General features: G+C 62.9%; 26 protein-coding genes and 3 pseudogenes. 11 read left to right on the top strand and 18 right to left on the bottom strand.

Features of this window, described 5'->3' with window-relative positions:
- Positions 1 to 153, bottom strand: a pseudogene (locus tag AC1DYK_RS34100) (IS5/IS1182 family transposase); the annotation flags it as partial.
- A 308-nt stretch (positions 154 to 461) separates the two neighbouring features.
- On the opposite strand from AC1DYK_RS34100, the gene AC1DYK_RS34095 reads away from it, so the two are divergent.
- The 3 genes from AC1DYK_RS34095 to AC1DYK_RS34085 all read left to right on the top strand — a co-directional run bounded on the left by AC1DYK_RS34095 (position 462) and on the right by AC1DYK_RS34085 (position 2,511).
- Positions 462 to 782 (top strand): Mpo1-like protein, encoded by a 321-nt coding sequence (locus AC1DYK_RS34095; RefSeq protein WP_478085817.1) that lies wholly within the window; start codon positions 462 to 464, stop codon positions 780 to 782.
- Positions 783 to 1,191: 409 nt separating this feature from the next.
- Positions 1,192 to 1,935, top strand: coding sequence for an H-NS histone family protein (locus AC1DYK_RS34090; protein WP_478170327.1), 744 nt, complete (start codon positions 1,192 to 1,194; stop codon positions 1,933 to 1,935).
- 198 nt (positions 1,936 to 2,133) lie between these two features.
- Entirely contained in the window at positions 2,134 to 2,511 is a 378-nt protein-coding gene (locus tag AC1DYK_RS34085) for a hypothetical protein (RefSeq protein WP_478170326.1), read from the top strand.
- Between the two features lie 966 nt (positions 2,512 to 3,477).
- Here AC1DYK_RS34085 and AC1DYK_RS34080 read toward each other — a convergent pair.
- From AC1DYK_RS34080 to AC1DYK_RS34050, 7 genes are all read right to left on the bottom strand, one after another.
- Positions 3,478 to 3,873 (bottom strand): nuclear transport factor 2 family protein, encoded by a 396-nt coding sequence (locus AC1DYK_RS34080; protein ID WP_478170325.1) that lies wholly within the window; start codon positions 3,871 to 3,873, stop codon positions 3,478 to 3,480.
- 334 nt (positions 3,874 to 4,207) lie between these two features.
- Positions 4,208 to 4,408, bottom strand: coding sequence for a hypothetical protein (locus AC1DYK_RS34075; RefSeq protein WP_478170324.1), 201 nt, complete (start codon positions 4,406 to 4,408; stop codon positions 4,208 to 4,210).
- Between the two features lie 285 nt (positions 4,409 to 4,693).
- Positions 4,694 to 5,134 carry a hypothetical protein gene (locus AC1DYK_RS34070; protein WP_478170323.1) on the bottom strand — a complete coding sequence of 147 codons (441 nt, stop codon included), beginning with the start codon at positions 5,132 to 5,134 and terminating at the stop codon, positions 4,694 to 4,696.
- Between the two features lie 272 nt (positions 5,135 to 5,406).
- The gene (locus AC1DYK_RS34065) at positions 5,407 to 8,565 is read right to left on the bottom strand and encodes an efflux RND transporter permease subunit (protein ID WP_478170322.1); all 3,159 of its coding nucleotides are present in this window, start codon (positions 8,563 to 8,565) and stop codon (positions 5,407 to 5,409) included.
- Entirely contained in the window at positions 8,565 to 10,073 is a 1,509-nt protein-coding gene (locus AC1DYK_RS34060) for an efflux RND transporter periplasmic adaptor subunit (RefSeq protein ID WP_478170321.1), read from the bottom strand. Before AC1DYK_RS34060 ends, AC1DYK_RS34065 begins: the two co-directional genes overlap by 1 nt.
- A complete protein-coding gene (locus AC1DYK_RS34055; RefSeq protein ID WP_478170320.1) occupies positions 10,070 to 11,230 on the bottom strand; it encodes a TolC family protein in 1,161 nt (386 codons plus the stop codon). The genes AC1DYK_RS34060 and AC1DYK_RS34055 overlap by 4 nt, the downstream gene beginning before the upstream one ends.
- A gap of 148 nt (positions 11,231 to 11,378) precedes the next feature.
- Positions 11,379 to 11,735: a hypothetical protein gene (locus AC1DYK_RS34050; protein WP_478170319.1), complete on the bottom strand. Its 357-nt coding sequence runs from the start codon at positions 11,733 to 11,735 to the stop codon at positions 11,379 to 11,381.
- A gap of 1,013 nt (positions 11,736 to 12,748) precedes the next feature.
- Here AC1DYK_RS34050 and AC1DYK_RS34045 point away from each other — a divergent pair.
- Positions 12,749 to 13,657 carry a methyltransferase, TIGR04325 family gene (locus AC1DYK_RS34045; RefSeq protein WP_478170318.1) on the top strand — a complete coding sequence of 303 codons (909 nt, stop codon included), beginning with the start codon at positions 12,749 to 12,751 and terminating at the stop codon, positions 13,655 to 13,657.
- Between the two features lie 112 nt (positions 13,658 to 13,769).
- Here AC1DYK_RS34045 and AC1DYK_RS34040 read toward each other — a convergent pair whose 3' ends face one another.
- Entirely contained in the window at positions 13,770 to 13,946 is a 177-nt protein-coding gene (locus tag AC1DYK_RS34040; RefSeq protein WP_478170317.1) for a copper-binding protein, read from the bottom strand.
- Between the two features lie 197 nt (positions 13,947 to 14,143).
- Here AC1DYK_RS34040 and AC1DYK_RS34035 point away from each other — a divergent pair, with 197 nt between their 5' ends.
- Positions 14,144 to 14,422 carry a heavy-metal-associated domain-containing protein gene (locus AC1DYK_RS34035; protein ID WP_478170316.1) on the top strand — a complete coding sequence of 93 codons (279 nt, stop codon included), beginning with the start codon at positions 14,144 to 14,146 and terminating at the stop codon, positions 14,420 to 14,422.
- A gap of 69 nt (positions 14,423 to 14,491) precedes the next feature.
- Here the strand turns inward: AC1DYK_RS34035 and AC1DYK_RS34030 are convergent, their stop codons facing one another.
- A complete protein-coding gene (locus tag AC1DYK_RS34030; RefSeq protein ID WP_478170315.1) occupies positions 14,492 to 14,794 on the bottom strand; it encodes a DUF5676 family membrane protein in 303 nt (100 codons plus the stop codon).
- A gap of 217 nt (positions 14,795 to 15,011) precedes the next feature.
- Here AC1DYK_RS34030 and AC1DYK_RS34025 point away from each other — a divergent pair, with 217 nt between their 5' ends.
- From AC1DYK_RS34025 to AC1DYK_RS34010, 4 genes and pseudogenes are all read left to right on the top strand, one after another.
- Entirely contained in the window at positions 15,012 to 15,197 is a 186-nt protein-coding gene (locus AC1DYK_RS34025; protein ID WP_478170314.1) for a hypothetical protein, read from the top strand.
- The gene (locus AC1DYK_RS34020; protein ID WP_478170313.1) at positions 15,187 to 15,435 is read left to right on the top strand and encodes a DUF2933 domain-containing protein; all 249 of its coding nucleotides are present in this window, start codon (positions 15,187 to 15,189) and stop codon (positions 15,433 to 15,435) included. Before AC1DYK_RS34025 ends, AC1DYK_RS34020 begins: the two co-directional genes overlap by 11 nt.
- Positions 15,416 to 16,083 (top strand): annotated as a pseudogene (locus AC1DYK_RS34015) (methyltransferase family protein). The gene AC1DYK_RS34020 and the pseudogene AC1DYK_RS34015 overlap by 20 nt, the downstream one beginning before the upstream one ends.
- 278 nt (positions 16,084 to 16,361) lie before the next feature.
- Entirely contained in the window at positions 16,362 to 16,832 is a 471-nt protein-coding gene (locus tag AC1DYK_RS34010; RefSeq protein ID WP_478170312.1) for a hypothetical protein, read from the top strand.
- Between the two features lie 207 nt (positions 16,833 to 17,039).
- Here the strand turns inward: AC1DYK_RS34010 and AC1DYK_RS34005 are convergent, their stop codons facing one another.
- The 5 genes and pseudogenes from AC1DYK_RS34005 to AC1DYK_RS33985 all read right to left on the bottom strand — a co-directional run bounded on the left by AC1DYK_RS34005 (position 17,040) and on the right by AC1DYK_RS33985 (position 19,709).
- Positions 17,040 to 17,426, bottom strand: a complete 387-nt coding sequence (locus AC1DYK_RS34005) for a hypothetical protein (RefSeq protein ID WP_478170311.1) — start codon at positions 17,424 to 17,426, stop codon at positions 17,040 to 17,042.
- Positions 17,427 to 17,860: 434 nt separating this feature from the next.
- Positions 17,861 to 18,274: a P-type ATPase actuator domain-containing protein gene (locus AC1DYK_RS34000; protein WP_478170310.1), complete on the bottom strand. Its 414-nt coding sequence runs from the start codon at positions 18,272 to 18,274 to the stop codon at positions 17,861 to 17,863.
- A gap of 70 nt (positions 18,275 to 18,344) precedes the next feature.
- Positions 18,345 to 18,494 (bottom strand): annotated as a pseudogene (locus tag AC1DYK_RS33995) (hypothetical protein); the annotation flags it as partial.
- A 131-nt stretch (positions 18,495 to 18,625) separates the two neighbouring features.
- On the bottom strand, positions 18,626 to 19,330 hold the full coding sequence (locus AC1DYK_RS33990; protein ID WP_478170309.1) for a hypothetical protein: 705 nt from the start codon (positions 19,328 to 19,330) through the stop codon (positions 18,626 to 18,628).
- Between the two features lie 178 nt (positions 19,331 to 19,508).
- On the bottom strand, positions 19,509 to 19,709 hold the full coding sequence (locus tag AC1DYK_RS33985; RefSeq protein ID WP_478170308.1) for a hypothetical protein: 201 nt from the start codon (positions 19,707 to 19,709) through the stop codon (positions 19,509 to 19,511).
- 248 nt (positions 19,710 to 19,957) lie between these two features.
- Between AC1DYK_RS33985 and AC1DYK_RS33980 the strand changes: the two genes are divergently transcribed.
- Positions 19,958 to 20,212 (top strand): hypothetical protein, encoded by a 255-nt coding sequence (locus AC1DYK_RS33980; protein WP_478170307.1) that lies wholly within the window; start codon positions 19,958 to 19,960, stop codon positions 20,210 to 20,212.
- A gap of 46 nt (positions 20,213 to 20,258) precedes the next feature.
- Here the strand turns inward: AC1DYK_RS33980 and AC1DYK_RS33975 are convergent, their stop codons facing one another.
- On the bottom strand, positions 20,259 to 20,450 hold the full coding sequence (locus tag AC1DYK_RS33975) for a hypothetical protein (RefSeq protein WP_478170306.1): 192 nt from the start codon (positions 20,448 to 20,450) through the stop codon (positions 20,259 to 20,261).
- A complete protein-coding gene (locus AC1DYK_RS33970) occupies positions 20,440 to 20,784 on the bottom strand; it encodes a hypothetical protein (RefSeq protein ID WP_478170305.1) in 345 nt (114 codons plus the stop codon). The genes AC1DYK_RS33975 and AC1DYK_RS33970 overlap by 11 nt, the downstream gene beginning before the upstream one ends.
- A 64-nt stretch (positions 20,785 to 20,848) precedes the next feature.
- On the opposite strand from AC1DYK_RS33970, the gene AC1DYK_RS33965 reads away from it, so the two are divergent.
- Entirely contained in the window at positions 20,849 to 21,481 is a 633-nt protein-coding gene (locus AC1DYK_RS33965) for a hypothetical protein (RefSeq protein ID WP_478170304.1), read from the top strand.
- Between the two features lie 41 nt (positions 21,482 to 21,522).
- Here the strand turns inward: AC1DYK_RS33965 and AC1DYK_RS33960 are convergent, their stop codons facing one another.
- Positions 21,523 to 22,014 (bottom strand): PTS sugar transporter subunit IIA, encoded by a 492-nt coding sequence (locus AC1DYK_RS33960; RefSeq protein ID WP_478170303.1) that lies wholly within the window; start codon positions 22,012 to 22,014, stop codon positions 21,523 to 21,525.
- Positions 22,015 to 22,265 lie beyond the last annotated feature (251 nt).

The following is a 22,265-nucleotide window of genomic DNA, read 5'->3' as shown; positions in this document are numbered from 1 at the left end:
GCCGACCCGGCCGCTCGTGGGATACAGCGGCTCGATCACGCCGATCAAGCGCGCCCAAGGCACGACGCGCTCCATGTCGGCCAGGAACTTCTCCCGCCGCGTGCGCTTCTTCTTCAATGCGTACTCGGCGCTGGCAAAGCTGCGTTGRTTCATCTCGATGGTGCTGTGACTTGCGATGCCTTCACGCATGCACGGGCCGTGCCCGCCGCGACCTATTGATCAGCATTTCCCTAGCAACGCACCACAAGGGCAGCGGCGGTGCAGGAGCATTTGATTGAGTGGATGGTCTTGGCCGCGTGCAGCCTTGTCCGTGCCCCCCCCGGACACCCAGACGCCATCACCAGTGACAAATCGGACGGTGCCGCAGAGAATCTAGCCTGGGGGTTAGCCGCTTGCGCGGTGCTGGTACGGAGCCGACGCTGTACACGTTGCGCCAGGTCTTGGCGTGAAGGAGCGAGAAAATGACGACCACGACGGACCCGAAGGCCTGCAAGACCTTCGCCGAGTTCTACCCCTTCTACCTCGGGGAGCACAGCAACCGCACTTGCCGCCGCTTGCACTTTGTCGGCTCGACCCTTGCCCTGGTGTGCCTGGCAATGCTCGCAGCAACTGGGCGGCTGCAGTACATCCTCTACGCGCTGCTGTGCGGCTACGGTTTCGCGTGGGTCGGCCACTACGTGTTCGAGAAGAATCGGCCGGCCACATTCAAGCGCCCTCTGTATAGCCTGGCGGGCGACTGGGTGATGTACCGCGACATCTGGGCCGGCCGCATTCCGTGGTGACGCACGCCGTCCACGCAGCGACGCCGACATCCGCGCCGAGTGCCGCGCACCCAGCCACGTGAGGCGAAGCGAACTGCCCGCGCTAGACCGGTGCTGCGGAAAGTATCACTCTCGCGCTGCCGAAAATGCCCCACTTTGATAGAGCAACCACTTGAAAAGGCGTGGCTGAAGCAGGTCCAAAGACCACTGACGGCCGCGGCGCACTCCAAGAACACTTCGTTCGTGGCAGCTGTGGTGGTGTCATTCAGATGTGAGAAGACTTCCCGGTCCGCCTGTGGATAAAATCCGGGCCGGCGTGCATTTGAAGAGAAGAGTCTTTCCTTCGATTCATCAGAATTCAGACGCCATTGTCGCCAACGTTCATGACGCTAGGCGACGAACTCCCTCAACTTCAAAGGTTCCAGACTCAATGACGAAGTCCTACGCGCAACTCAAATCCGCCATCGCCAAACTCGAAAAAGAAGCGGCAGCGCTTCGTGAAACTGAGACGAAAAAGGTGGTTGCGCAAATCAAGGAGTCGATTGCCACGTTTGGCCTGACCGTCGAACACCTCTTTGGCCGAAGCGCCAAAGCATTGAAATCAGTCGCCGGCAAGGCCCTCGACGGTGGCAAGGCAGTGCGCAAGGGCGCAGGCGTTCCCAAGTACCGCCACCCCAAGACGGGCAAGACCTGGACGGGCTTCGGCAAAGCTCCCGGATGGATTGCCACGGTTCGCAACCGTGACAAGTTCCTCATCGACCAATCTGGCGTTGTCGCAGAACCTTCGGTCGAAAAGGCCGTGGCGCCTGTCGCTGCAGTGGCGAAAAAGGCCACCCGTAAGGCCCGCACAGTTGCAGCACCGGTGCAGACGTCGCGTCGCGCCAAGAAGGTTGCTCCCGCTTCTGTCGCAGCTCCCGAAACCAAAGCTGAAAAGCCGGTCGCGAAGAAGGCAGCACCAAAGAAGAGCGCTCCTTCGAAGAAGGCCGCGCCGGCAAAGAAGGCAGCGGCCGCCCCCAAGGCTGCAAAGGCTGCTGCGAAGGGCGCCAAGGAGGCCGCCGCCAGGGCGACTAAGTCGCAAGCTGCCGCCAAGACCCGCAGCCCGCGCACGTCCACGAACGTTACGGCGCCTGTGTTGACCTCCGCCACGCCGGAGACGGCTGCATCCGCGAGCTGACAACGCCATTGGCCTGCTTCGGCCAAAGAGATGACACGAACGGGCCGCTCCGCGGCCCGTTCGTTTTTGGTGCAGCTTCGAGATATAGGGTGCTGAGCGAGCGTTGCCGACCCTCCACAAACCTGAGGGGGACATCGCCTTCGCGCAGACCTAAGGTAGCCACTCCCTCTGGGCCACAGCCCAGGGAAGGAGAGCCCTATGAAGAACTCGTTCTTGCTGCTGGGAGCAATTGCATCTCTGGTCGCCCTCGTCGCTGAGGCTCAGACCAACCCCCACAACGGCACATGGACTGCGAGCTACAAATCGGACCGCGGCACAAACAGGGACGGCACTGTTGTAATCGACAACCAAGGCGGGAGCTGGGACATGAACGTCCAATCGCGAAACGACCCGTGCGTCGGACAAAAGGTGCCCATCACGGTGGAGACGGCGACCCCCGAAGAACTTGTGTTTCAGGTGAACCGCTCGAAGGTCCTGGCGGGGTGCATTGACTCGAGGATTTCCATGAAGGCTCTCGACGCCGGCACGCTCACCGGCACCTTTGGCGGGCGCGACTTCACGATGAAGAAGAAGTAGCGGCGGACTGGGGGCACCAGGATGAGCTGCCGGCCTCGCAGGGCACGAGAAAACGCCCGAAGGGCAAAGCGCGGAATCGAATTCATCGACGGCAGGCCTCGAATCGCACTAGGATGACGGGCTGGCGCTCCCTGGAACGCGGGCATGCTGCGGAGAGAGGCACCGGAAGCCAGGCGTCGAAAAGCAATCCAACTCTGCGCGGAGGCGAGATGACCAAACTCGTTCGATGGCTCCTGGCGACACTTGCGCTTTGCGCAGCGGTTCCCGCAGCCTATGCGCTGCCGCACGAATGCTACCGGCTGAACGTGAGTCTACGGTCCGCACGTGAAGTACCTTTGCGTCTACCCGCCCACCAACCTGCCGACGAAGAGCACGGAGCCGAACTACGAGGCCTGCCCGGCTGCGTTGCCTCCCGGATTGGCGACGCACCCATACGGAAAAGCGCTCCAGGCAATCCTGCAGGACTGCGGTAATCCTCCATCGAGGCAGGGCCAGTACTACCTCGTCGTCTACAGCCTTGCCGCCAACCGCGATTGCGGATTCGCGCCCGAACTCAACGCGCTCTCCATGCTCGGAAGCTCGGAATTGCGGCATTGGCGATTGGGACAAAGCCCGCGTACAACGAGGTGTACGTGGAGGCCGAGAACGCTCGCAAGACCGAAGGCTGCACGGCGAGTTCGAGAGCCATCGCCGAGGGAATGGGGGGCCGTTGCGGTTGCACGCAGCCAGGTGCCGGCTGTCCGTCCACGTCCTCTTCACCTTTTGCGGTAGAGGGCGGCACGGGCCGTCGTGTATTCGCCGATGGGCCCGACCCGAGCTTCACCAAGGCAAAAATGAGTAGCGGTCCTCGGTGACGAAGGTGCCAGGGACGCGGACACCTGAACCGCAGCCAAAGTTCGCCGAAGGGACGTGGCCGCCCACCGCGATGTACCACGCGGATACTTCACCGCAGCCTGGCGCCACCTTCTACTTGTCTAATCTCGCTGCAGTGTCCTCAGTGCCAAACCAGCGGCTGATTCTAGAGTTGCTGTCCATGATGCAGACTACCACCCACTCTGTGTCGTGAATCTTGCCATCCGGAAGGGCCCTGCCCTTCCAGCGGCCAATGGTCGTCACGTGGTCGGGCCCTTCCAGGAATTCGCGCGGCTCGAACTCAAGTATCTCGGTCGTCTCCGCCAATTTCGCAAAGAACCCGGCAACCTGCTGCCTGCCATTGTAGGTTCCGCCGTAAGGCGTGCCGGTCTCCTGGCTGGCCAGGAATCGCCACTCCACGTCATCCGCGAGCATCTCGAGAAGCGCGGGTATGTTCCCGCTCATGAAAGCAGAAAAGGCCTGCTTGGTGATGTCTGTTAGTGCTCCCATGGCCTAGCTCCTCGGCTGTTCAAGGGACGAGTAGGTTAGTACTGCATGGCGTGCTGCAGTTGCATTCAGACGTAAAGGTTGCAGAGTGAATTCCGTGCCTCGGATGATGGGCTCTTGCCGGCCACCGGACGATGTGCGCCAACGCGCGAGCCAAGGGCCGTACGGGAAGGCGGAATGCGGCTAGGAGCCGACCTTCACCGCGTCCGTTGCTGAACGTGGCGGATGGGTCGGTTCGGCTGAGCCCCGCTTGACTTCGACCCGTCGCCGCACCGTGCCGACACCGGCAAACCACGCCTTGAGAGGACGTGGTCGCCTACAAAGACGACTGAATCGCTTAACGTCCTTGCTGCAACCGGTGCAGCCCTTGGTCTGTCAGGAGCTTGCCGCCTTGGCGGTCCATTTCCACAAATCCGTTCGACCTTAGGCGATTCGAGACTTTGATTGAGTCGGTCGGACACCGCCGGGCATTGGCCACCTGGAGAGCTTGGAGTGCACTCCACTGTTCGTCGTTGAGCTGAACTTTCTTGTTGGCCATCGCACTCTCCTTCAGCGGGCGGCCAGTATCGTCGCGCGTCCAACCAGCGCGCCACCTTGGAATTTCTCTTGCCAAGAAGTTCGAATCGGACTAGGGAGGGCCTTCACTTTCACTCGCTGCTGAGAATTAGTGACTGGGAATCCTTTGCCCAAGCGCAGGAGACTTCGGACCCTGGCGCCACGGATACGAGCGGTCGGTGAACTACATCGGGCAGGCTCAGCGCAGCCGCGGAGTTCGAGGTGCCGAGCCCCTGCACTCAGTTTCTGATTTGGCCGGGATACGCAACTACCGGGGTGAGCCGTCAAGGGTCTTCGCGCAGACAGCGTGCCAATCAACGGCGTCCATTGGCATCGCCAAGGCCCAATCCATCTTGCCCGAAAACGATGGATGCGCGGCAAAGCCGAAAAACTGAGACTGCTTCCTCGGGAGCCCTTTGCTTTGCGCCAAACGAACGCCGCCGGTCAGTAAGTTCACATCCCGCCAGTACCTAGAATTCATCAGGCTCTTGAATTCGTCGAAACTAGAGGCTGCATAGTGAACACCGCCCACCAAGACGTCCAATTTCTCGACATTGCCAAGGGGCCTCTGAAAGAAAAGGTCTCCAAACGCCGAAGCGCCAATGGGGACAACGGAGCCAGAAACGGTCTTGGGCCACAGGCGAAGCAAGCGCTCAAAGTCCAGGTGAGACGCATCCGTAAAGAGGTCGGTCCATGAAAGTTGACTCATTGGTGTGTATCGCGAACGTTTGGCTCAGCGCAGACGTGCAAGGGCCGAAGCGAAAGCGATGATATGGGGTGCTAGCTCGTCGAACACCAGGACATATGGGATAGCTCTTGCAGCCGGGGCAGACCGACGCCTGAAGCCGTCGGCCGCCCGGACGTGCTGGCCCCGACGGCTCTCCGGCCGAATGCGGCCATCAGCGGTCTTTGGCCGTCGGCTCTCGTTTGTAAGCCGGCTGAAAAGTGTCGTGACACAACTTCGAAGGAAGCAGGCTTCCTCTACGGCGCGACCCCGTGGTCCTGTCGGGTATCGCGCGCTGCAGTTCGGCGTCGATTGACCAAATACCAAGCGGTTGGAACAACGAGCAGGCTGAGCAATGGCGCCGTCACCATGCCCCCCACCATGGGGGCGGCGATTCGAGTCATCACTTCGGAGCCCGTTCCGCTTCCCCACATGATGGGCAGCAAGCCCGCCATGACCACCGCCACCGTCATCGCCTTTGGGCGAACGCGCAGCACCGCTCCCTCGCGAATGGCTGCAAGCAAGGTCTCGTCGTTCATCGGCGCTCCAGCTGCGATACGCCGCGCAAGGGAGTTCTTCAAGTAGAGAAGCATGACGACGCCGAACTCGGCAGCGACGCCGGCGAGTGCGATGAAACCGACCACGGTGGCGACCGAGATGGAATGTCCCAACGCCCAAACCAGCCAGAAGCCGCCGATGAGAGAGAACGGGACCGCCGCCATAACCAGTGCTGCATCTGCAATAGACCTGAACAGCACGTAGAGCAGGACAAAGATGACGGCCAAGGTGGCGGGCACGACGAGCTTGAGCCGTTCGGTCGCTCGCTCAAGGTACTCGAACTGCCCCGACCATGAGACGGCGTAGCTGGCGGGCATGGTGACCGACTTGGCCACTGCCGCCTGCATGTCGTTGACCACCGACTTCAGGTCCCGGCCTCGGACATCCACGTACACCCAGCCGGAGAGGCGCGCGTTCTCGCTGCGCAACATCGGCGGGCCTTCCTGGATGGTCACCTTTGCCACGTCCTGCAGGAGGAGTTGCGCCCCCTTGTCGGTCACGAAGGGCAGTTCCCTCAAGCGCTGCAGCGAGTCGCGAACCTCTCGCGGATACCTGACGTTGATGGGATAGCGTTCCCGCCCCAGGATGACCTCGCCAACGTTGTCGCCGCCGACCGCCGTCGAGACGATGGATTGAACGTCGGCCACGGACAGTCCGTAGCGCGCCGCAGCGAGCCGGTCCACGTCGACGTCGATGTACCGGCCACCGGTCAGGCGCTCGGCCAGCGCCGACGAGACACCTCGAACGCCCCTGACTGTTGCTTCAATCTGCGTTGTCAGCGCGTCGATGGTGGCCAGGTCGGCGCCGGCGACCTTGATGCCGACAGGGCTTTTGATGCCGGTTGCCAGCATATCGATGCGGTTGCGGATGGGCGGCACCCAGACATTCGTCAGGCCCGGCACTTTCACGACGCGGTCCAGCTCTTCAACGAGCTTGTCGGGCGTCATCCCGGCACGCCACTGTTCGCGCGGCTTGAACTGGATGGTCGTCTCGAACATCTCGAGCGGAGCCGGGTCAGTGGCCGTGTCCGCACGGCCTGCCTTGCCGAAGACCCGCTCCACCTCCGGCACAGACTTGATGAGGCGGTCCGTCTGCTGAAGAAGCTCGGAGGCCTTGGAAATCGACAGCCCGGGGAGGGCCGATGGCATGTAGAGCAGGTCACCTTCGTCCATGGGCGGCATGAACTCGCCACCAAGGCGCATGACGGGGACGGCTGTCAGCGCCATGAGTACCGCAGCGACCGCCAGGGTGGCCCTCGGAAACCGGAGCACCGCTTCCAGTGCAGGGCGGTATGCCGCCACAAGGAAACGATTCACCGGGTTTGCCGCTTCGTGAGGGATGCGTCCGCGGATGAGGTAGCCCATCAGCACGGGGACCAGGGTCACGGACAGGCCCGCAGCCGCAGCCATTGCATAGGTCTTCGTGAACGCCAGCGGCGAGAAGAGCCGGCCCTCTTGTGCTTCGAGGGTGAACACGGGCACGAAGGACAGCGCGATGATGAGGAGCGAAAAGAACAGGGCCGGCCCGACCTCGATGGACGCCGCGCTGACCAACTCCCATCGTTCCGGAGAAGTCGGACTCCTCCCATGCTTCGCCTCGAACGCCTCCAGGTGCTTGTGGGCGTTCTCCACCATCACGATGGCTGCGTCGACCATGGCACCGATGCTGATGGCAATGCCGCCGAGTGACATGATGTTGGCGTTGACGCCTTGCCACTGCATGACGATGAACGCGGTCAGCACGCCAATCGGAAGCGCGACCACCGCCACCAATGCCGAGCGGAGATGAAACAGGAAGATGGCGCAGACGAGCGCCACGACAGCGAACTCCTCCAGCAGTTTGAAACGCAGGTTCTCGACAGCGCGGTCGATGAGCAACGACCGGTCATAGGTCGGAACAATCTCGACGCCATCGGGCAGGCTTGACTTGAGCGTCTCGAGCTTCACCTTGACGGCCTGGATGGTCGTGCGTGCATTCTTGCCCGAGCGCATGACCACGACGCCACCTGCAACTTCCCCTTCACCGTCGAGCTCGGCGATACCGCGGCGCATTTCGGGACCTACCTGTATCGTGGCCACGTCGCGCAGGAGCACTGGGGTGGCGCCCGAGACCGCGAGCGGAATGGAGCGAAAGTCGTTCAGCGATTTCAGGTAGCCGCGAGAGCGCACCATGTACTCTGCTTCGGCAAGCTCCACGACCGAGCCGCCCGAAGCCTGGTTCGCCTTCTGCAAGGCCGTGACAACCATCTCCTGGGTCACGCCAAGGCCCCGCATGCGGTCAGGGTCGAGCACCACCTGGTACTGCCGCACCATGCCGCCGATGCTCGCGACCTCGGCGACATCGGGGATGGTCTTCAGCTCGAACTTCAGGAACCAATCGTTGAGGGCACGAAGCTGCCCGATGTCCTGTTTGCCCGACCGGTCAACCAGCGCGTACTCGTAGACCCATCCGACACCGGTCGCATCGGGCCCCAGGGAGGCGTTGGCGCCCGCGGGCAGCTTGCTCTGCACCTGATTGAGGTACTCCACGACCCGCGAGCGGGCCCAGTACGGGTCCGTCTTGTCGTCGAAGAGCACGTAGACGAAGGAATCCCCAAAGAACGAGTAGCCGCGCACTGTCTTGGCACCAGGCACACTCAGCATCGTGGTCGTGAGTGGATAGGTCACGAGGTCTTCCACCACCTGTGGTGCCTTGCCAGGAAAGGGCGTTCGAATGATGACCTGGACGTCCGAGAGGTCGGGCAGAGCGTCCACAGGGATGCGGGCGGCCGACCAGACTCCGGCCGCCACCAGGAACAACGTGGCGATAAGCACCAGGAATCGGTTGCCGACCGACCATCGGATGAGCGCGGCAATCATTACTTGGCGCCTGGTTGAACGCGTTGCACCGTGAGCAGCTCATACCCCATGGGTCCGCCCTCCTTGAACTCGAATCGCACGGTGTCTCCCGGCTTCACCTCGGCAAACGCGTTGGCAGCTGACTTCGAGAAGCCCATCGTCATGGACGGCCACTTCAGCGTTGGCACGGGGCCATGCGAAATCGTGATGCTGTCGAGCTCGACGCTCTCAACCTTGCCTTCTGCCGTATGCGTGCCTGACGCCTTCGCTGCCGGCGATGAGGCAGTCTGTGCAGGAGGCGATGCGGACATCGACATGCTTCCCAGGACCGAGCGAAGCCGGGCTTCGGAGTCAATGAGGAACTGACCGCTCGCGACCACTTGCTCATCGTCGTTCAGTCCCTGGACGATTTCGATGTCGTCACCGAGGTCCATGCCGAGGGTGACGTCGCGAGGTTCGAACGTGCCGCTTTCCTTGCGGACGATGACGACCGCACGCTTGCCCGTGCGAATCACCGCCTCGGCGGGTACGACGAGCCGGACGCTCGTTGGTCCTGCCACTCGCAGACGCAGCAGCATTCCGGGCGTGAGCTTTCCTTGCCGGTTGTCGACCTCGAAGCGCGCCTTCAGGGTGCGAGTGTTCGAGCTGACTTCTGGAAGTATTTCCTTGAGCTCGCCATCGAAGGTTTGAGAGGCATCCGCCTGAAGCACTGCCGTGACTTTCTGACCGCGGGTCAACCGTAGCGCCTGGGCTTCCGGAACATCGGCCACGGCCCAGACCTTGTCGAGACCGGCGATGCGGAACAGCGTCATTCCGGGCGTAACGGCAACCCCTTCCCGGACACCCAACTCGGCGACGACGCCATCGGTCGGGGCGCTGAGGGTGAAGCGTGCCTGCGCGGTTCCGGTGCTTTCGCTCTGGCGGATGAGTTCCGTCGGAATCGACATCGCGCGCATCCGCTCACGGGCTGCGGCGACAAGGTCGGGTGCGACGCCGGCGCGCTGGAGCGCAAGCAACTCGTTCTGGGGTCCGAGCCACTCCGGTGCGAAGATGGTCGCCAAAGCCTGGCCCTTGCGTACACGCTCCATGGGGGCACGCACCGCCAGGCGTTCGACGTAGCCAGCGACGCGCGTCTGTACCGCCACGTTCAGCCGCTCGTCGAACTGCACGGAACCAATGGCGTCGAAGGAGCTCGAGGCTTCGGCGCGACGTACCGCAGCGAAGCGGATGCCCAAATTTTGCTGCACCGTCGGACTGACCTTGACTCCAGATTCGCTGGGGGCGCTGTCGGCATACATGGGCACGAGTTGCATGTCCATGAACGGCGACTTGCCCGGCTTGTCGAAGCGCGGGCCTGGAACCATCGGGTCGTGCCAGTAGAGAACCTTGCGGCCGTCGGTCGACGAGACGGCATGGCTTGCTACGGCATGCTCGCCCTCCTGGCCGGTCTGGCGCCCGAGAAAGAAGCCCGCGCCAATGAGTGCAGCACCGGCTACGACAAGAAGCATGGTCAGGTAAGTGCGTTTCATTGGTCGGCTCCTGGCGAAAGGGGTTTGAAGGCCAGCTGCGCCTGGGTCCTGGCGAGGTCGCGCTGAAGCACAAGGAGCTTTCGCTGCGCTTCCACTTCTGCGTGTCTCGCCTCGAACAGCGTCATCAGCGTGCCCTGGTTCGACCGATATGCAGCAATGGCTGCTGAGGTCCGCTGCCCGGCGACAGCCACGACGCCGGAGCGGTAGCGTTCGATGCGTTCGCGCAGGCGCTGGGCATCGCTGGCAAGAGTTCGGTATTCGGCTGTTGCCGCGCGCGTGGCCTCTTCAAGCTCTGCCTCAGCCTTCTCGGCCAGTGCGAGCTTGGCTGCCGTTTCCCGGTCCTGGCGCTCGGACGGCGCTACCTGAAGAGGGATGCTCACGCCGAAGGTCGCCATGTCTGAGTAGTTCGTGCGCTGTCCATACGAGACCTCCCAGGTCCAGTTCGGCTTGCGCTCCGACGCAGCGACTGCGGCACCTCGCTGGGCCACATCGATGTCAAACTGCTTGGTCACAACGATTGGATTCCCCGCGACATATGCCTGCTCCGTCGTCAGGGAAGCTGACGCGACAGGCGCCAACTCTTCGACGGTGGCGCCGACCCAACGCTGGAGTGCGGCCTGAGCCGCACTTTGCAGTTGACGAGCCTCGGCCGACTCGTCTTCGGCCAGACCGCGCGCGCCAGTCAGGGCCAGCGCTTCCTGGCTGCTGCCCGAGGATGAAGCAAGACGGGCACGCGCCGCCTCGAACTCTTCATGGGCGTGGCGCTCCGTGAGCGTCATCAGCTTCAGCGCTTCGGCGGCATAGTAGGCGTCGAGGTAGGCCAGCGCGGTGTTGAGGCGGGTTTCGGCAACAGCGCTACGCGCCTGGACGCGCTCCCGCGCGACAACGGCCTCCGCCGCAGCCTGACGGGCAGCTCGTTTCTCGCTCGACAGCCATTCCTGGCTGATGCCGATGCGTTTCATCGTCATGGCGTCGCGTGTGGTGCTGAAGCGGTCGGGGCCAGTCACCGGCAGGTTCTCGACGCCCGCGCGCAGCATGGGGTCCGGAAGCTGACCGGCGGCGCGTGCGACCTCTGACGCGCTCGTCACGCCCGCTTGTGCGGCCCGCGCGGCTTCAGAGCGATTGACGGCCAGGTCGAGGGCCGTCTCGAGGGTCAAGGGGGCAGCCTCTACGAGGAACGGAACAAGTGCGGCAGCCAAGGCGGCTGCGCGCAGGAAGTGGGATGGCATGAGTACTCCGAAGACAAATGAGGCGTCAGCTGGCAGGCGGACGAGCCGCACCAGCGCCGTTCAGTCAACGGAGATTTCAGACTCGAAGTCTGAGGGTGGAGAGAAAGAGTGGGTCGGGCGGAGGTCGCAACTGCGGTGCCACGGCGATGGGAGTCGCCGCGGCAAGCTGCGCCTCCATGAGCAGAGGCACGACGAGCACCTGCACAACAGCCGGCAGCGAAGGGGTTGCCACCTTCACCGGCTCGAACGACAACGACATGTCGGCCGCGTGCTGATGACAAAGCACGGGCTGCGCCGAGTCCATTCCGTCGCAAGGTTCGCCCGCGGCCATCATTTCCGCCATCGCGGTCGCGTCAGCCGCGCCGGGGCAGACATAGCTTGCCAGCGCCAGCTGCGAGAACAGCAGCGCCAGGACCACGGCGAACGCGGTCATGCAGCGATGGAAGGGACGGCGGAACATGACTCTCGAGAGTGTAGCGGCGAAGCTCCCCGGCGGTGACAAGCTTCAGTCGTCCAACTGCGGACGTTCGCTGATGCCTCTCGTTTGTAAGCCGGCTGCAAAGTTTCAAGACGGACTAGACAGGGTTGTCGGGGGTGGAGAGCGTCCACGACTTGCATGTGTGCGGCTGCCACAAGCGGCAGGGCGAACCTGACAGTCCATGTCGTGTATCAGCCCGCCGAAGCGCCCCGTCTGAAGCCTGTCTGGGAACGGCGACCTCCCATACGGCGATGCCCACCTAAACCAGCAATGCACAACCAGGCCATCTTGCTTGGGAGGGCTTATCTGCGGATAACGGACTTCCCTCTTGCGCGATGCGTACCTGTGCATACACTCGCGAAATGCGCCGTAGCCTCCTCGTCGTCCTGTTGGTAGTCTCTGCCTTCTGGCAGGTGCTCACCGTCGGCGGCCGACCTGGTGGGCTCAGCGCTCCTCGGGAAACAGCGCATGCAATGCTTCACTGGCAGGGGCAGACCCACCATCACCACGACGACGGGTCGGTGGCACAAGACTCATCTAAAGAGTCGGTTCAGCACGTTGCGCTGGATGGGGTGCTGGCCTTGAATGCGACTTGGTGCGAACCATCCGTTTCGTTGCCTCTTGCTGAATTAGCTCCTCCCGCCTCTAGGGACGAAATCTGTAGCCCTTGGCCCTATCTGGACGGCCCAAGGCATCCTCCAAAACTCGCTGCCTGAGTGCCAGGGCGACCTCGTGGAGGTCGGTTTGCGCCCGTGAGCGCGCACACCGTCGCAGTGCCAACGTGACTTCGCCGTTCGGGGCCATGCGAGCTCCGAAGCGACCCTGTCCGTCTTGTTCCAGTCACCCACCCGCCGTGGGTGGACATCGAAGCTCCAGCCTGCATCTTGCTTTCGGAGCCGTTTCGCCGTCGCGACCAGGCGATGCGCGTACCCCTGGTCGTGCGTCGGCAGACGTCACGCAATCTAGGGATGAATCCTGACGACCATACAAATAAGGGTGTCCAGATGACTTTACTCAATGCCGCTCGCGTCGTCCGCCGGCTACTCGACGGGCCTGTGGCTCGGCCAGTGCTGCTGCAGTTGAAGCGCGAGCATTTCCTCTCAAACCTGGGACACGGGTGCCACTATGGCGTGTTCGAAAGCTTCCCCGAAGCCAGGGCCTCGCTTCCTCAAAGCAAAGAGTTCGACCAAGCGCCCCTTGCAGCGGAGTACGTCGAAGTTCGCTCAAAGAAGGTCTTTCCCTACGACTATCCAATGCTGCTCTGGCTCCTTCGCGCGTTTCAAGGCGATGCGACCAGCGTGCTCGATATCGGCGGCTCGGTGGGCGTGCACTACTACGCCTACCGCCGCTACATCCGGATGCCGGCAGCCTTGACGTGGCGCATCGTCGAAGTTCCAACGATTGCAGCCATCGGGAGGAACCTGGCGGCCACCAGCGGAGCGACGCCTTTGTCATTCACGGAAGACATGACGGAGGCCCTCATTTCGGCAGGCAGTGACATCTGGATTTCGGCTGGCGCGCTGCAATACGTGGAAGACGCTCGACCGGCGCAACTGCTGGGGCGGTGCCTCATGCGGCCGAAGCACATCCTCTTGAACAAGTTGCCTCTTTGCCCTGGCGATGACTACGTGACGACGCAGAATATCGGCTCGGGCTCGTTCGCCCCACTGCACGTCTTCAATCGGAGCCGATACATCGAGGAAATCGAGGCGATCGGCTACACGCTCTGGGACAAGTGGGACGTCCCCGAGCGTTCCTTGTTCCTGCCAGGTTTCCCCGAGCGCAGCCTGCCAAGCTTCACGGGGCTTTATTTTGTCGACAGCCAGCGCCCCCCTCTCCCTGGCAATGCGGCGCCCAATCCCTACAAGCGCCTTTGATTGCATTGGGGAGAGCGGCCTACCCGAATGCGATTGGCCTAGCCAGGCAGGGTTGGGGGTTGGGGTTCTTGGGAGCTCCACCCCTGGCTCGCATCGCCCTCGCAAGATGCATTTACTTGACCGCCTCAATCCGCGTGACGGAAATCGCACCGTTGACGCGGTCTGCGGAGAAGCGAACTTTGTCGCCTTCCTTCAACCCATCAAGCATCTTGGGGTCTGTCGCCTTGAACCGTGCGCCATATTCGGCTCCGAGAGCTTCATCTCGGGGAACTTCGCATGAGCTCGGCATGCCTTGAGTGCCTGAGACGTGCCAAGAACAGCAGGTGCGAGCTACCGAGAGCAGAAACTGTAAAGCTTGCCCCCATGGGAAGGTCAATGGGCCTCAAAAAAGATGGACTCAAGGGCGGGTACTGGCCCGCACCTTGACATTGCCATCATGGGAAGCTTGAGACTTCATCTCATCGAAATCACCATGAGGACGAAGCCATGATTACTTTTGAAGTCAACGACATGACTTGCGGCCACTGCGCCAGCACCATCGTCAAGGCGGTTGGGTCCGTCGACCGAGGTGCCAAGGTTCAGGTCGCCTTGGCAACGCATCGGGTGGGGATTGAGCCAACGGAGGCCAACGCGCGAGAACTCAGTGCCGCCATCACGGAGGCGGGCTACACACCGGTGGCAGTCGAGACCCATACGGAACGGACCGCAGCGCCTGCGCGCAGCGGTGGGTGCTGCTGCGGTTCCGGGTCCGGTTGCCGCAGCTGAGCGCCCGCCGCTCCGCGCGGCAGTTGCGCCAGGAGCCGAGCGAACGTCGAGCAGGTGACGTCGAGACGCCTACGCGCCCAGACGTTGGCGTAGCCACGCGAAGAAGGTGCCCGCGAGAAACGCCCACACCGCCATCACGACCACGGCTTCGACAAAGCCTCCCCACGCGAAAGGCGCAGGCTGCATGAGCGGGGTGAAGTCGATGCCGTGAAACAGGCCGTTCATGAAGTTCAAAAACGGACCCGGTGCAGCAAGCCAGACCAGAGTGCACAGAACGTAGAACATTGCGACGGTCACGGCCAGGGCCACACCTGTCCGCAGCGGTGCGGACACGGCCCCGGTGTCCTGAGTCGAAAGTGATGTCGAGCTCATGCGACTCTCCTTCAGCGCCAACGACGCCCACCGGCAAATCTACGCCTCCCTCGCCCCTCGCCTTTGATGCAAATCAAGCTCGTCTGACTAGCGACTGTGATACTCCCAACAACAGTCCTGGAGGTTCCATAAACGTTCAATCATTGCTCTTTGCGTTGCTGTAGGACTCTCAGGCGCCTCTGCGCCGGCTGCGACTCCCGCGCAGATGGACATGCGGATGAAGTCCATGCAGGGCGGCATGGCGATGATGGGTCAGATGAAAACGCCCGACGCCAAGGGCGGCGGCACGTCCATGAGCCCCGAGATGATGGGCAAGCGCATGGACATGGTGGAAATGATGATGGACCGCGAGGCGGCCCGCTGCAGGCAAGTGAAAGAATGGGAGCCCTGTCATGGACCATGAGCATCCCAAGCCGCCGTCCTTCTGGCGCTCGCCCGCAGGTCTGACGTTGCTGGTCGCCGCGGCGGTCGGCGGGTTCTACCTGGTCACCGAGCACACCGCCCACCTGTTCGGCGTTCTGCCGTACCTGTTCATCCTGGCCTGTCCACTGATGCATGTGTTCATGCACCACGGACACGGCGGCCACGGCCATCAGCACGGCCAACCCAGGAGCAACGACGATGAACAGCGCCCCCAATGACTACGGCCTCTGGGGCCTCGTCATCCTGAATTCCATCATCTTCGTCGGGTTCGCCTACAGCTTCTTCAAGCCGGTGAACCTGAGGGACTGGCGCAGCTTTGGCGCCTACTCGGCGTTCATCGTGGCGCTGTTCGCCGAGATGTATGGCTTCCCGCTGACCATCTATCTGCTCTCGGGTTGGCTCGGTTCGAAGTTCCCGAACGTCAACCTGTTTTTGGGCACGATGCCGGGCATCTGTGGTGGCTGGTGACAGGCCAATCCGGGAACCCGCATTTCGGGGTCTTCCACATCTTGAGCTTTGTCTTCATCTTCGCTGGCTTCGCGCTGCTGTCGAATGCATGGCATGTGCTCTACCACGCGCAGCGCAGGCGCCAGCTGGCTGTTGCAGGACCCTACCGATTCGTTCGTCACCCGCAGTACGTCGGCTTCGTGGCCATCATGTTCGGCTTCCTGCTGCAGTGGCCGACGCTTCTGACACTGGCGATGTTCCCGGTGCTGGTGGTGATGTACGTGCGCCTGGCCACCTCCGAAGAGCGTGACTCCGAAACCGCGTTCGGCGACGCGTGGCGCGAGTACGCGGCGGTCACACCTCGATTCATCCCGCACCTCTCGAAGGGCGACCGTGGTCGACCATTCCGCAACCACTAAGGCAGCAGAACTCGCCTCAGGTCTCGGCGCCATCGTGCTGGGGGCCGGGCTGGCCTTGGTGCTGCCCCAGTGGCTGCGCAGCTATGCCCTGCCTCTGCTTGTAGGGGGAGCTCTGGTTCACGGCGTGGGTATGACGTTGAAGTACCGCTTCGAGTCCCGTAGCGGGCCCCAGTTGTGGTGGGAGCGAGCCCTCTTCTGGCTCTGCTGGGCCTCCCTCGTCGGCTTAGGCATCTGGATTGCAGCCGGCCGTGCTTCGGCCTGCTGCTCGGTGAACTGAGATGGACAGCCCGGGCCATCGCGGAGCGGCCGAATGGCTCATCGCGGCATGCGGGGCTTGGCACATCGGCCTGGGCCTGTACTTCATCTTCCTGCGTCCGGCACTGCTGCCGGAAGACGTGCGCTACACGGGCGCGGACCTGCAGGCGTTCCAGGCCCTCGCACCGCACCTGGGCGACTGGCTGGGCAAGGTCTTCACGGTCATGGGCGGCTTCATGGCCGGAGCCGGCGTGCTCGTCGTCTACTTCGCTTGGACGGTGATGCCGTCGAGGCCCAGGGGTGCGACATTGGTGCTGGCCTTGGCAGGAGCCCTGACGCTGGTGCTGATGAGTGTGGTGAACTTCGCTCTGCAGTCGGACTTCAGGTGGCTGCTAGCGCTTCCGCCATTGGCCTGGGCCGCTGCGCTGATGAGGTACGAGCAGCAGGGCCGAAAGCGTTCCTCGCTTGCAAACTCTGCTTCCCGCTCGAAGTAAGCTCTTAGGCGCGAAGCCCGTCAGGTCACCGGGCGGAGACGACCATTTTCCGTCTGACATCCAGCGCTCGGAAAGTGCAGGAGGCATACGTCGCAATGAGCCTCATTTTGCTGGTACGTCGTCGTTCCCGTCGTTCCGCTGAGCCTGGCCTCACAGGCGACTGGGCGAGGTTCAGGCGCTGGGTACGTCCTGAGGGCAAACGAAGCACTACTGGGTGTTGGTGAAGCTGCTCTTCCATCCCGTGCTCGGCTGTGTTGCTGCTATGGCCAACGGCCCGGCAACGATCCCGAAGCCAGGAATCAGCAACACGCCCACAGCTCCAACTACCGGCGCAAGCGTGCCCACCGTCCCACCCACCGGACCACCCCACGTGTTGTTCGCTGGGTTGTTGATATCTGCGGCAGCGACCTTCTCTTCCAGATCAGTCGTATCTGAATGATCTGTGGTCGGCTTGTGGGCGAAAAAGTAACGTTGGCGGACTTCGTTGGACATGACCACATTGACATCGCTCTTGTCGTAGCCCATGTCGACAACGGACAGGAAAGCGAGCTCCGCGCTGACCTTGTCCTTGAACAAGCCAGTGACCATGGTCATCGCATTCTCCTTGTCGAGGTCAGAGTAGGGAGCAAGCTTCCATTGCGAGGTCAGGGCGACGGCGCTGGACTCGAGCGCGGCGAGGGGGGTTGACCCTTTTCGGCCGACCGACGGGCTCTCGCACCGCGTCGCCAGAGTCCTGGCGCTCTGCAACGTTCGGGGCGTCGGGTTCGCGCGCAGCACGTTGCGCGTTGGCGGCGGCGGCGGGACTCGGGTGGGTTTGCAGAAGCGGGCCGCTGGAAGCTGGGCCCCCATTTGCGTCGGGCGAAGCCAGCGCAGGAGACCCCCTAGAGATTTCGGCCGGCAACGATGGCGACACTACCTCCGCAGGCTGTTGTGCGAACGCAAGCATCGCGGGAAGAAGAAGAAGGACCGAGAACGCAAACCCGCGTTGCCCCCACTTGGACAGGAACGTGATCGCGTTCGCTCCGTTCTCATGTTTGCCTGTCAGGGCTATCCGGCGCGGAATCGCTGCCGCCTTGCCCGAGCGCGAACTTCTCCATCGGCATCGACTCGCCGGTAAGCGCGGATTGGCTCACGAATAGGTCCTTCGCCACCAACACGCGGCTGTCGGCAGGGATCATGTCGCCCGCGGAGAGTGCGACCACGTCGCCGGGCACGAGTTCGCTCATCGGCACTTCGACGCGAAGGCTGCCGCCGTAGGAGGTGTCGAAACCTTCGTCGCCTATCGGCGAGGGCTTGCTTGCCGGGTCGGGTCGCAGCACGGTCGCCGTGCTGCTGACCACGGCCCGCAGCCGGTCCGCCGCATTGCTGGAGCGCGACTCCTGCAGAAAGCGCAGCACGGTGGACAGCAGCACCATGCTGCCTATCACCACAGTGGCCTTCATGTCCTCGGAACAGATTGAACGGATTGCAGAAGCACTGCAAAAGATGAGACCACCATGGCAGGGGCTTCTCGTGGTGCACGTCGTTGGCGCCTAGGCGTTTGCGCAGTGTTGCGGCTTTCTCGGCCGGCAGGCCCTGGGCGGAGCTGTTCAACGTGACGAGCAGTTCGCCAGGGTCGGCGTGCGCCGCCGCGCGCAAGGCGTTGGCGACGTCGCGCGGCATGGCCGCGGATCCGGTGACGGCCGGCTTGGAGCCCATCAGCCCCCCCCCCCCCCCCCCCCCCCCCCCCCCCCGCGCCCCCCCTTGGGCGGCGCTGATGAATCGGTGGTGTCGGATCTGGAAGGCGAAATCGGTCAGCGATCGAACACCCAGGCAAGGCCGACCATCCACCATTCGAGGGAGGCGCCATTCAGGCCCCGGGCTCGGCTGAGGTCGACGTTGACGCTGGGACTCAGCGCGTAGCGAGCGCTGGCTCGCCAGAAAATCCTTTCGAACTCTCGAAAGCGCTCAGCCACGAACGACCATGTCTGCGAAGGAGCCCATTCCAGCGCGGCACCGACGCGAGCGGTATCGGATTCGTCTCGAAGGAAGTCGCGCCCGAGGTTCGCGTGCACAGCGAGGGTCTCGCTAGCCTGCCAGGTCACGGGGATGACGAGCGTGCTGCCGACGAAGCGCGGCGCCCTGTTCTCCCACGTAGCCGAGAGCACGATGCCGGTGCTCCAGCGATCGCCCAGCGGGTAGGCCCACTTGATCTGCGGCCCCCCGAGGACGATCGAGCCGTCCTCGGCGGTGCTTGCGCGGTCGACATTCAGCCCCAGCTCGACCGGGCCCACGCGGCATGCCGGTCCCACGTGGAAGGCCGAACGGGCGCCGCCGGTTTCGCGGTCGACCCAGGTCTCGAGCTGGCACTGGCCCCCATCCAGGATGGCGGCGTCATCGACGGCGTGAGAGCCACCCGCCGCATGCGTCTGCGGCACCGCGCCGAACAGGCAGCACAGAAGTGCATCGCGTGCAGCGATAGCCGCGCGCACGGTGAATTGAAGGTTTTCGCGGTTCATGGGATTCTCCTGTCGGGCATCCGCCCGGAGAAGCCCAGTCGCGATCACACGAGCGGACGCCTCCAGCGCGGTGTGGGGCACATTGATTGGGTGGGAGCGAAGGGGCGCGCCGTGCGGCGCGGCCTAGGGGCGGGGTCCATTTCAGCCTCCTGTGCGAATCAGTGTGTCGAGCACGGTGTCAGCGCACGCGGTGCGCAAATTGCAGCTGCGACAGCAGAAGAAAGCTGCGGACGCGACGGGTCGTCCACAGCACGCCGCGGTCGATCGAGCGCGAGGCGTCAAGCGCAACGGCATCATTGCAAGGCTTGGCGTGCGCGCGCTCTTGCGCCGGCGCCGGCAGCGGCGTCAGCGGACGGGCAATGACGGTGTGTTGGCACATAAGGGGTCTCCCGGCTGGAGGAGCCTTGCTCATGGACCGCGCGCACGTAGTCCTGTCGAACAGGTCGACTGGAAATTCAGCGAGGCAAAGGAGACCGGGAGGCGATTGCTGCAGAGGCAATCGATGGGCTGCGGCACATCGGCACGCAGCGCCAGAAGCGCGCGTCAGGTTGCCGAGTGTGTCGTGCCCGCCAAGGCACACTTCACATCACTGATACAACTGGCACTGTCCACGCACATGACTCCGAAATGAAAAACGCGCGATTGTTGCACTGCGCAATATCTGGCGTCAAGCCAGATTCGCACCAAATTCGCAGCCTTCGTGCGCTGCGTTCAAATCGCCACAGCGATGAGCCTCTAGCCACGAAGTTCTTCCGCGATGTGATCGAGGCCCTGGAGCGGATCAATGCATCGATCGACGCAATGCGCGACATTCGCCTGCATCGGGGATGGGCGCATCAGCAGTCCGGCGTCCAGGCGCACGCGCATGCTCCATGCCTCTGAAGGATATGACATCACAGTCCTTCCGGCCGAAGCCGACGGTGAAGATCTAGACGCCCCTCTTCGCGGCCACCTGTGCAGCGTCCATGGGTTCGGGTCCGACCGTGTTCTGGCCGTCGGTGAGAAGCACGATCACCGCCGATTTGTACGCCGCGCGCGATACGAAGAACCAGGCGACGGCCAACGGGAGAAGGAAGGACGCGAGCGCGCAGAGCACGCGCACCAGGAGGTCATCGGCCATGACACAGACCGCGCCGCTCGAGATGGCCTCGCCACGAGACGAGGCGACCGATTTCGCCCGAGGGAATGGCCTCGATCAGGCCATGCAGAACCTGCGCATAGCTGTCGAGCGGGAGCCGGATCATCAGGCGTACCCGAGGCGCGTCGCTCTCCTGCGAACTGCGCTCATTCAGGAGTGGCTCGCAGCGCACCACACCCGCGTCGGCACATCGCGCGACGAGTTGGCGGACGCTTCGGGCATCGCTGGACGCGACGGTGACATCGAGCACATGAAACGGAATTGCGCTCGACGTTCGAAATTCACCAAAGTGCTCACGATATGCGGCATAGGCCACGTTGGGGTCCTTGCTGTTGAGAAGTCAAAATTATCGAGGGGCGCGCGTAAAAATGGAGAACAGAGTGAGCCCGATGATGCAAAAAATGCGTATCGACCAGTCTTTGCGCGCGATGGAGAAGGAGCGCACGATTGGCCACCAGATCTACACAAATATTTATGCTGGGCCTCATGATCTTGACGCCTTCTTTATGGCCGCCTCGGTACGCTTTGCGCTTCAGCCTCGAAACTTGTTCAACATGAAAATCGCAGTCGCAAAGTCGCGCGCAATCTCGTCTTCAACCCGACAGGACCCGTCTCATCGTCATCAAGTCGCCGTTCTTTGCAGCGGGTCGGAGGAAAGTCGTCGAAGCAGTGACAGGAGCACGAATCTCTGGTCCCGATTCTCGGAATGGGTGTACGCGGCGCGACAGCCGAAAGACATGTCCCTTGAATGGACCTGCTGCGGTACGCCCATGCTCGAACCCAGCGAGGCCTATCTGGGCCGCGTCGAATCGTCCGAGTTGTCGATCAGCGCGTGCGCGCACTGTGGAATGCTCTGGTTGGGCGTCCGATCAGTGGCGACGACCGTGACCCGGACTGAACCTTTGCCTGGCACGGACGCAGAAGCCTTCCTCGCGGCGAGCCCTGGAGTCGAACGGCGCGCGATGATGCGGGAATGGTTGCAGCGGCATCTGAAGCAATCCAGGACGCCTTGAGCCACATGCCGCCGTGAGAGCGGGCGGGATCTTGACTTCGGCTACGACGAGGCAGAAGTCAAGCGCGCGATTCCGGCCCGGAACGCGTCCGCGACCGCTGTCGAGTCCGGCGAATGATCCAGTTGCGAACGGAAGCGGCGATCGGAAAACAGCTGGGCGACCAGCGCGAGCAACCGGAGATGATCATCTGTTGCGCCGTCCTCAGGAACCATGAGGACCAGCAGTTGGGAGACCGGCCTGCCGTCCGGTGCATCGAACACGATGGCGTGTTTGGTTTGCATGAACAGTGTGGTGGGCTGCACGATGCCGCACATTCGAGCGTGCGGGATCGCGAACCCTTCGCCGAGTGCGGTCGATCCTGCCTGTTCACGCCGCCACAGTGCGTGAAAGACTGGCGCCGGGTCGAGCCCAAGATTGCGGCAGATTGCCGCCGCCGCGACCTGGAGCGCGTTCGGCCGGTCTCGGACGTCGATGTCGAAGAGGATGTCCTTGGGTTGTAACCATGTAGCGATCCGCATGATGTCGTTGGTCATGGCGTGGTCTCCGTACCGTGTCAGGGCCTCAAGTTGCGCGCACGGGGTCGATGCGTCAAGCCAGACGACCGAGCGACAGCACGCGGGTCGTCAGTTCCTCTTTACAGCGTCTTGGTCAGGATCAGGATGAAACGTGTGGCGTTGGGCGAGAAGGTGGTCTGGCCGATGGGACCGATGGGCGAGGGGATGCCCGGGCTTGCGACCAGGTTGAAGGCGCTCTGCTCGTTGCCGCCCTGGACGTAGCCGCCGCG

This window comes from Variovorax sp. P2_H12 (genome assembly GCF_056403395.1).
Note: the sequence above shows the minus strand (reverse complement) of the source record. Positions and strands in the feature narration are given on the sequence as shown.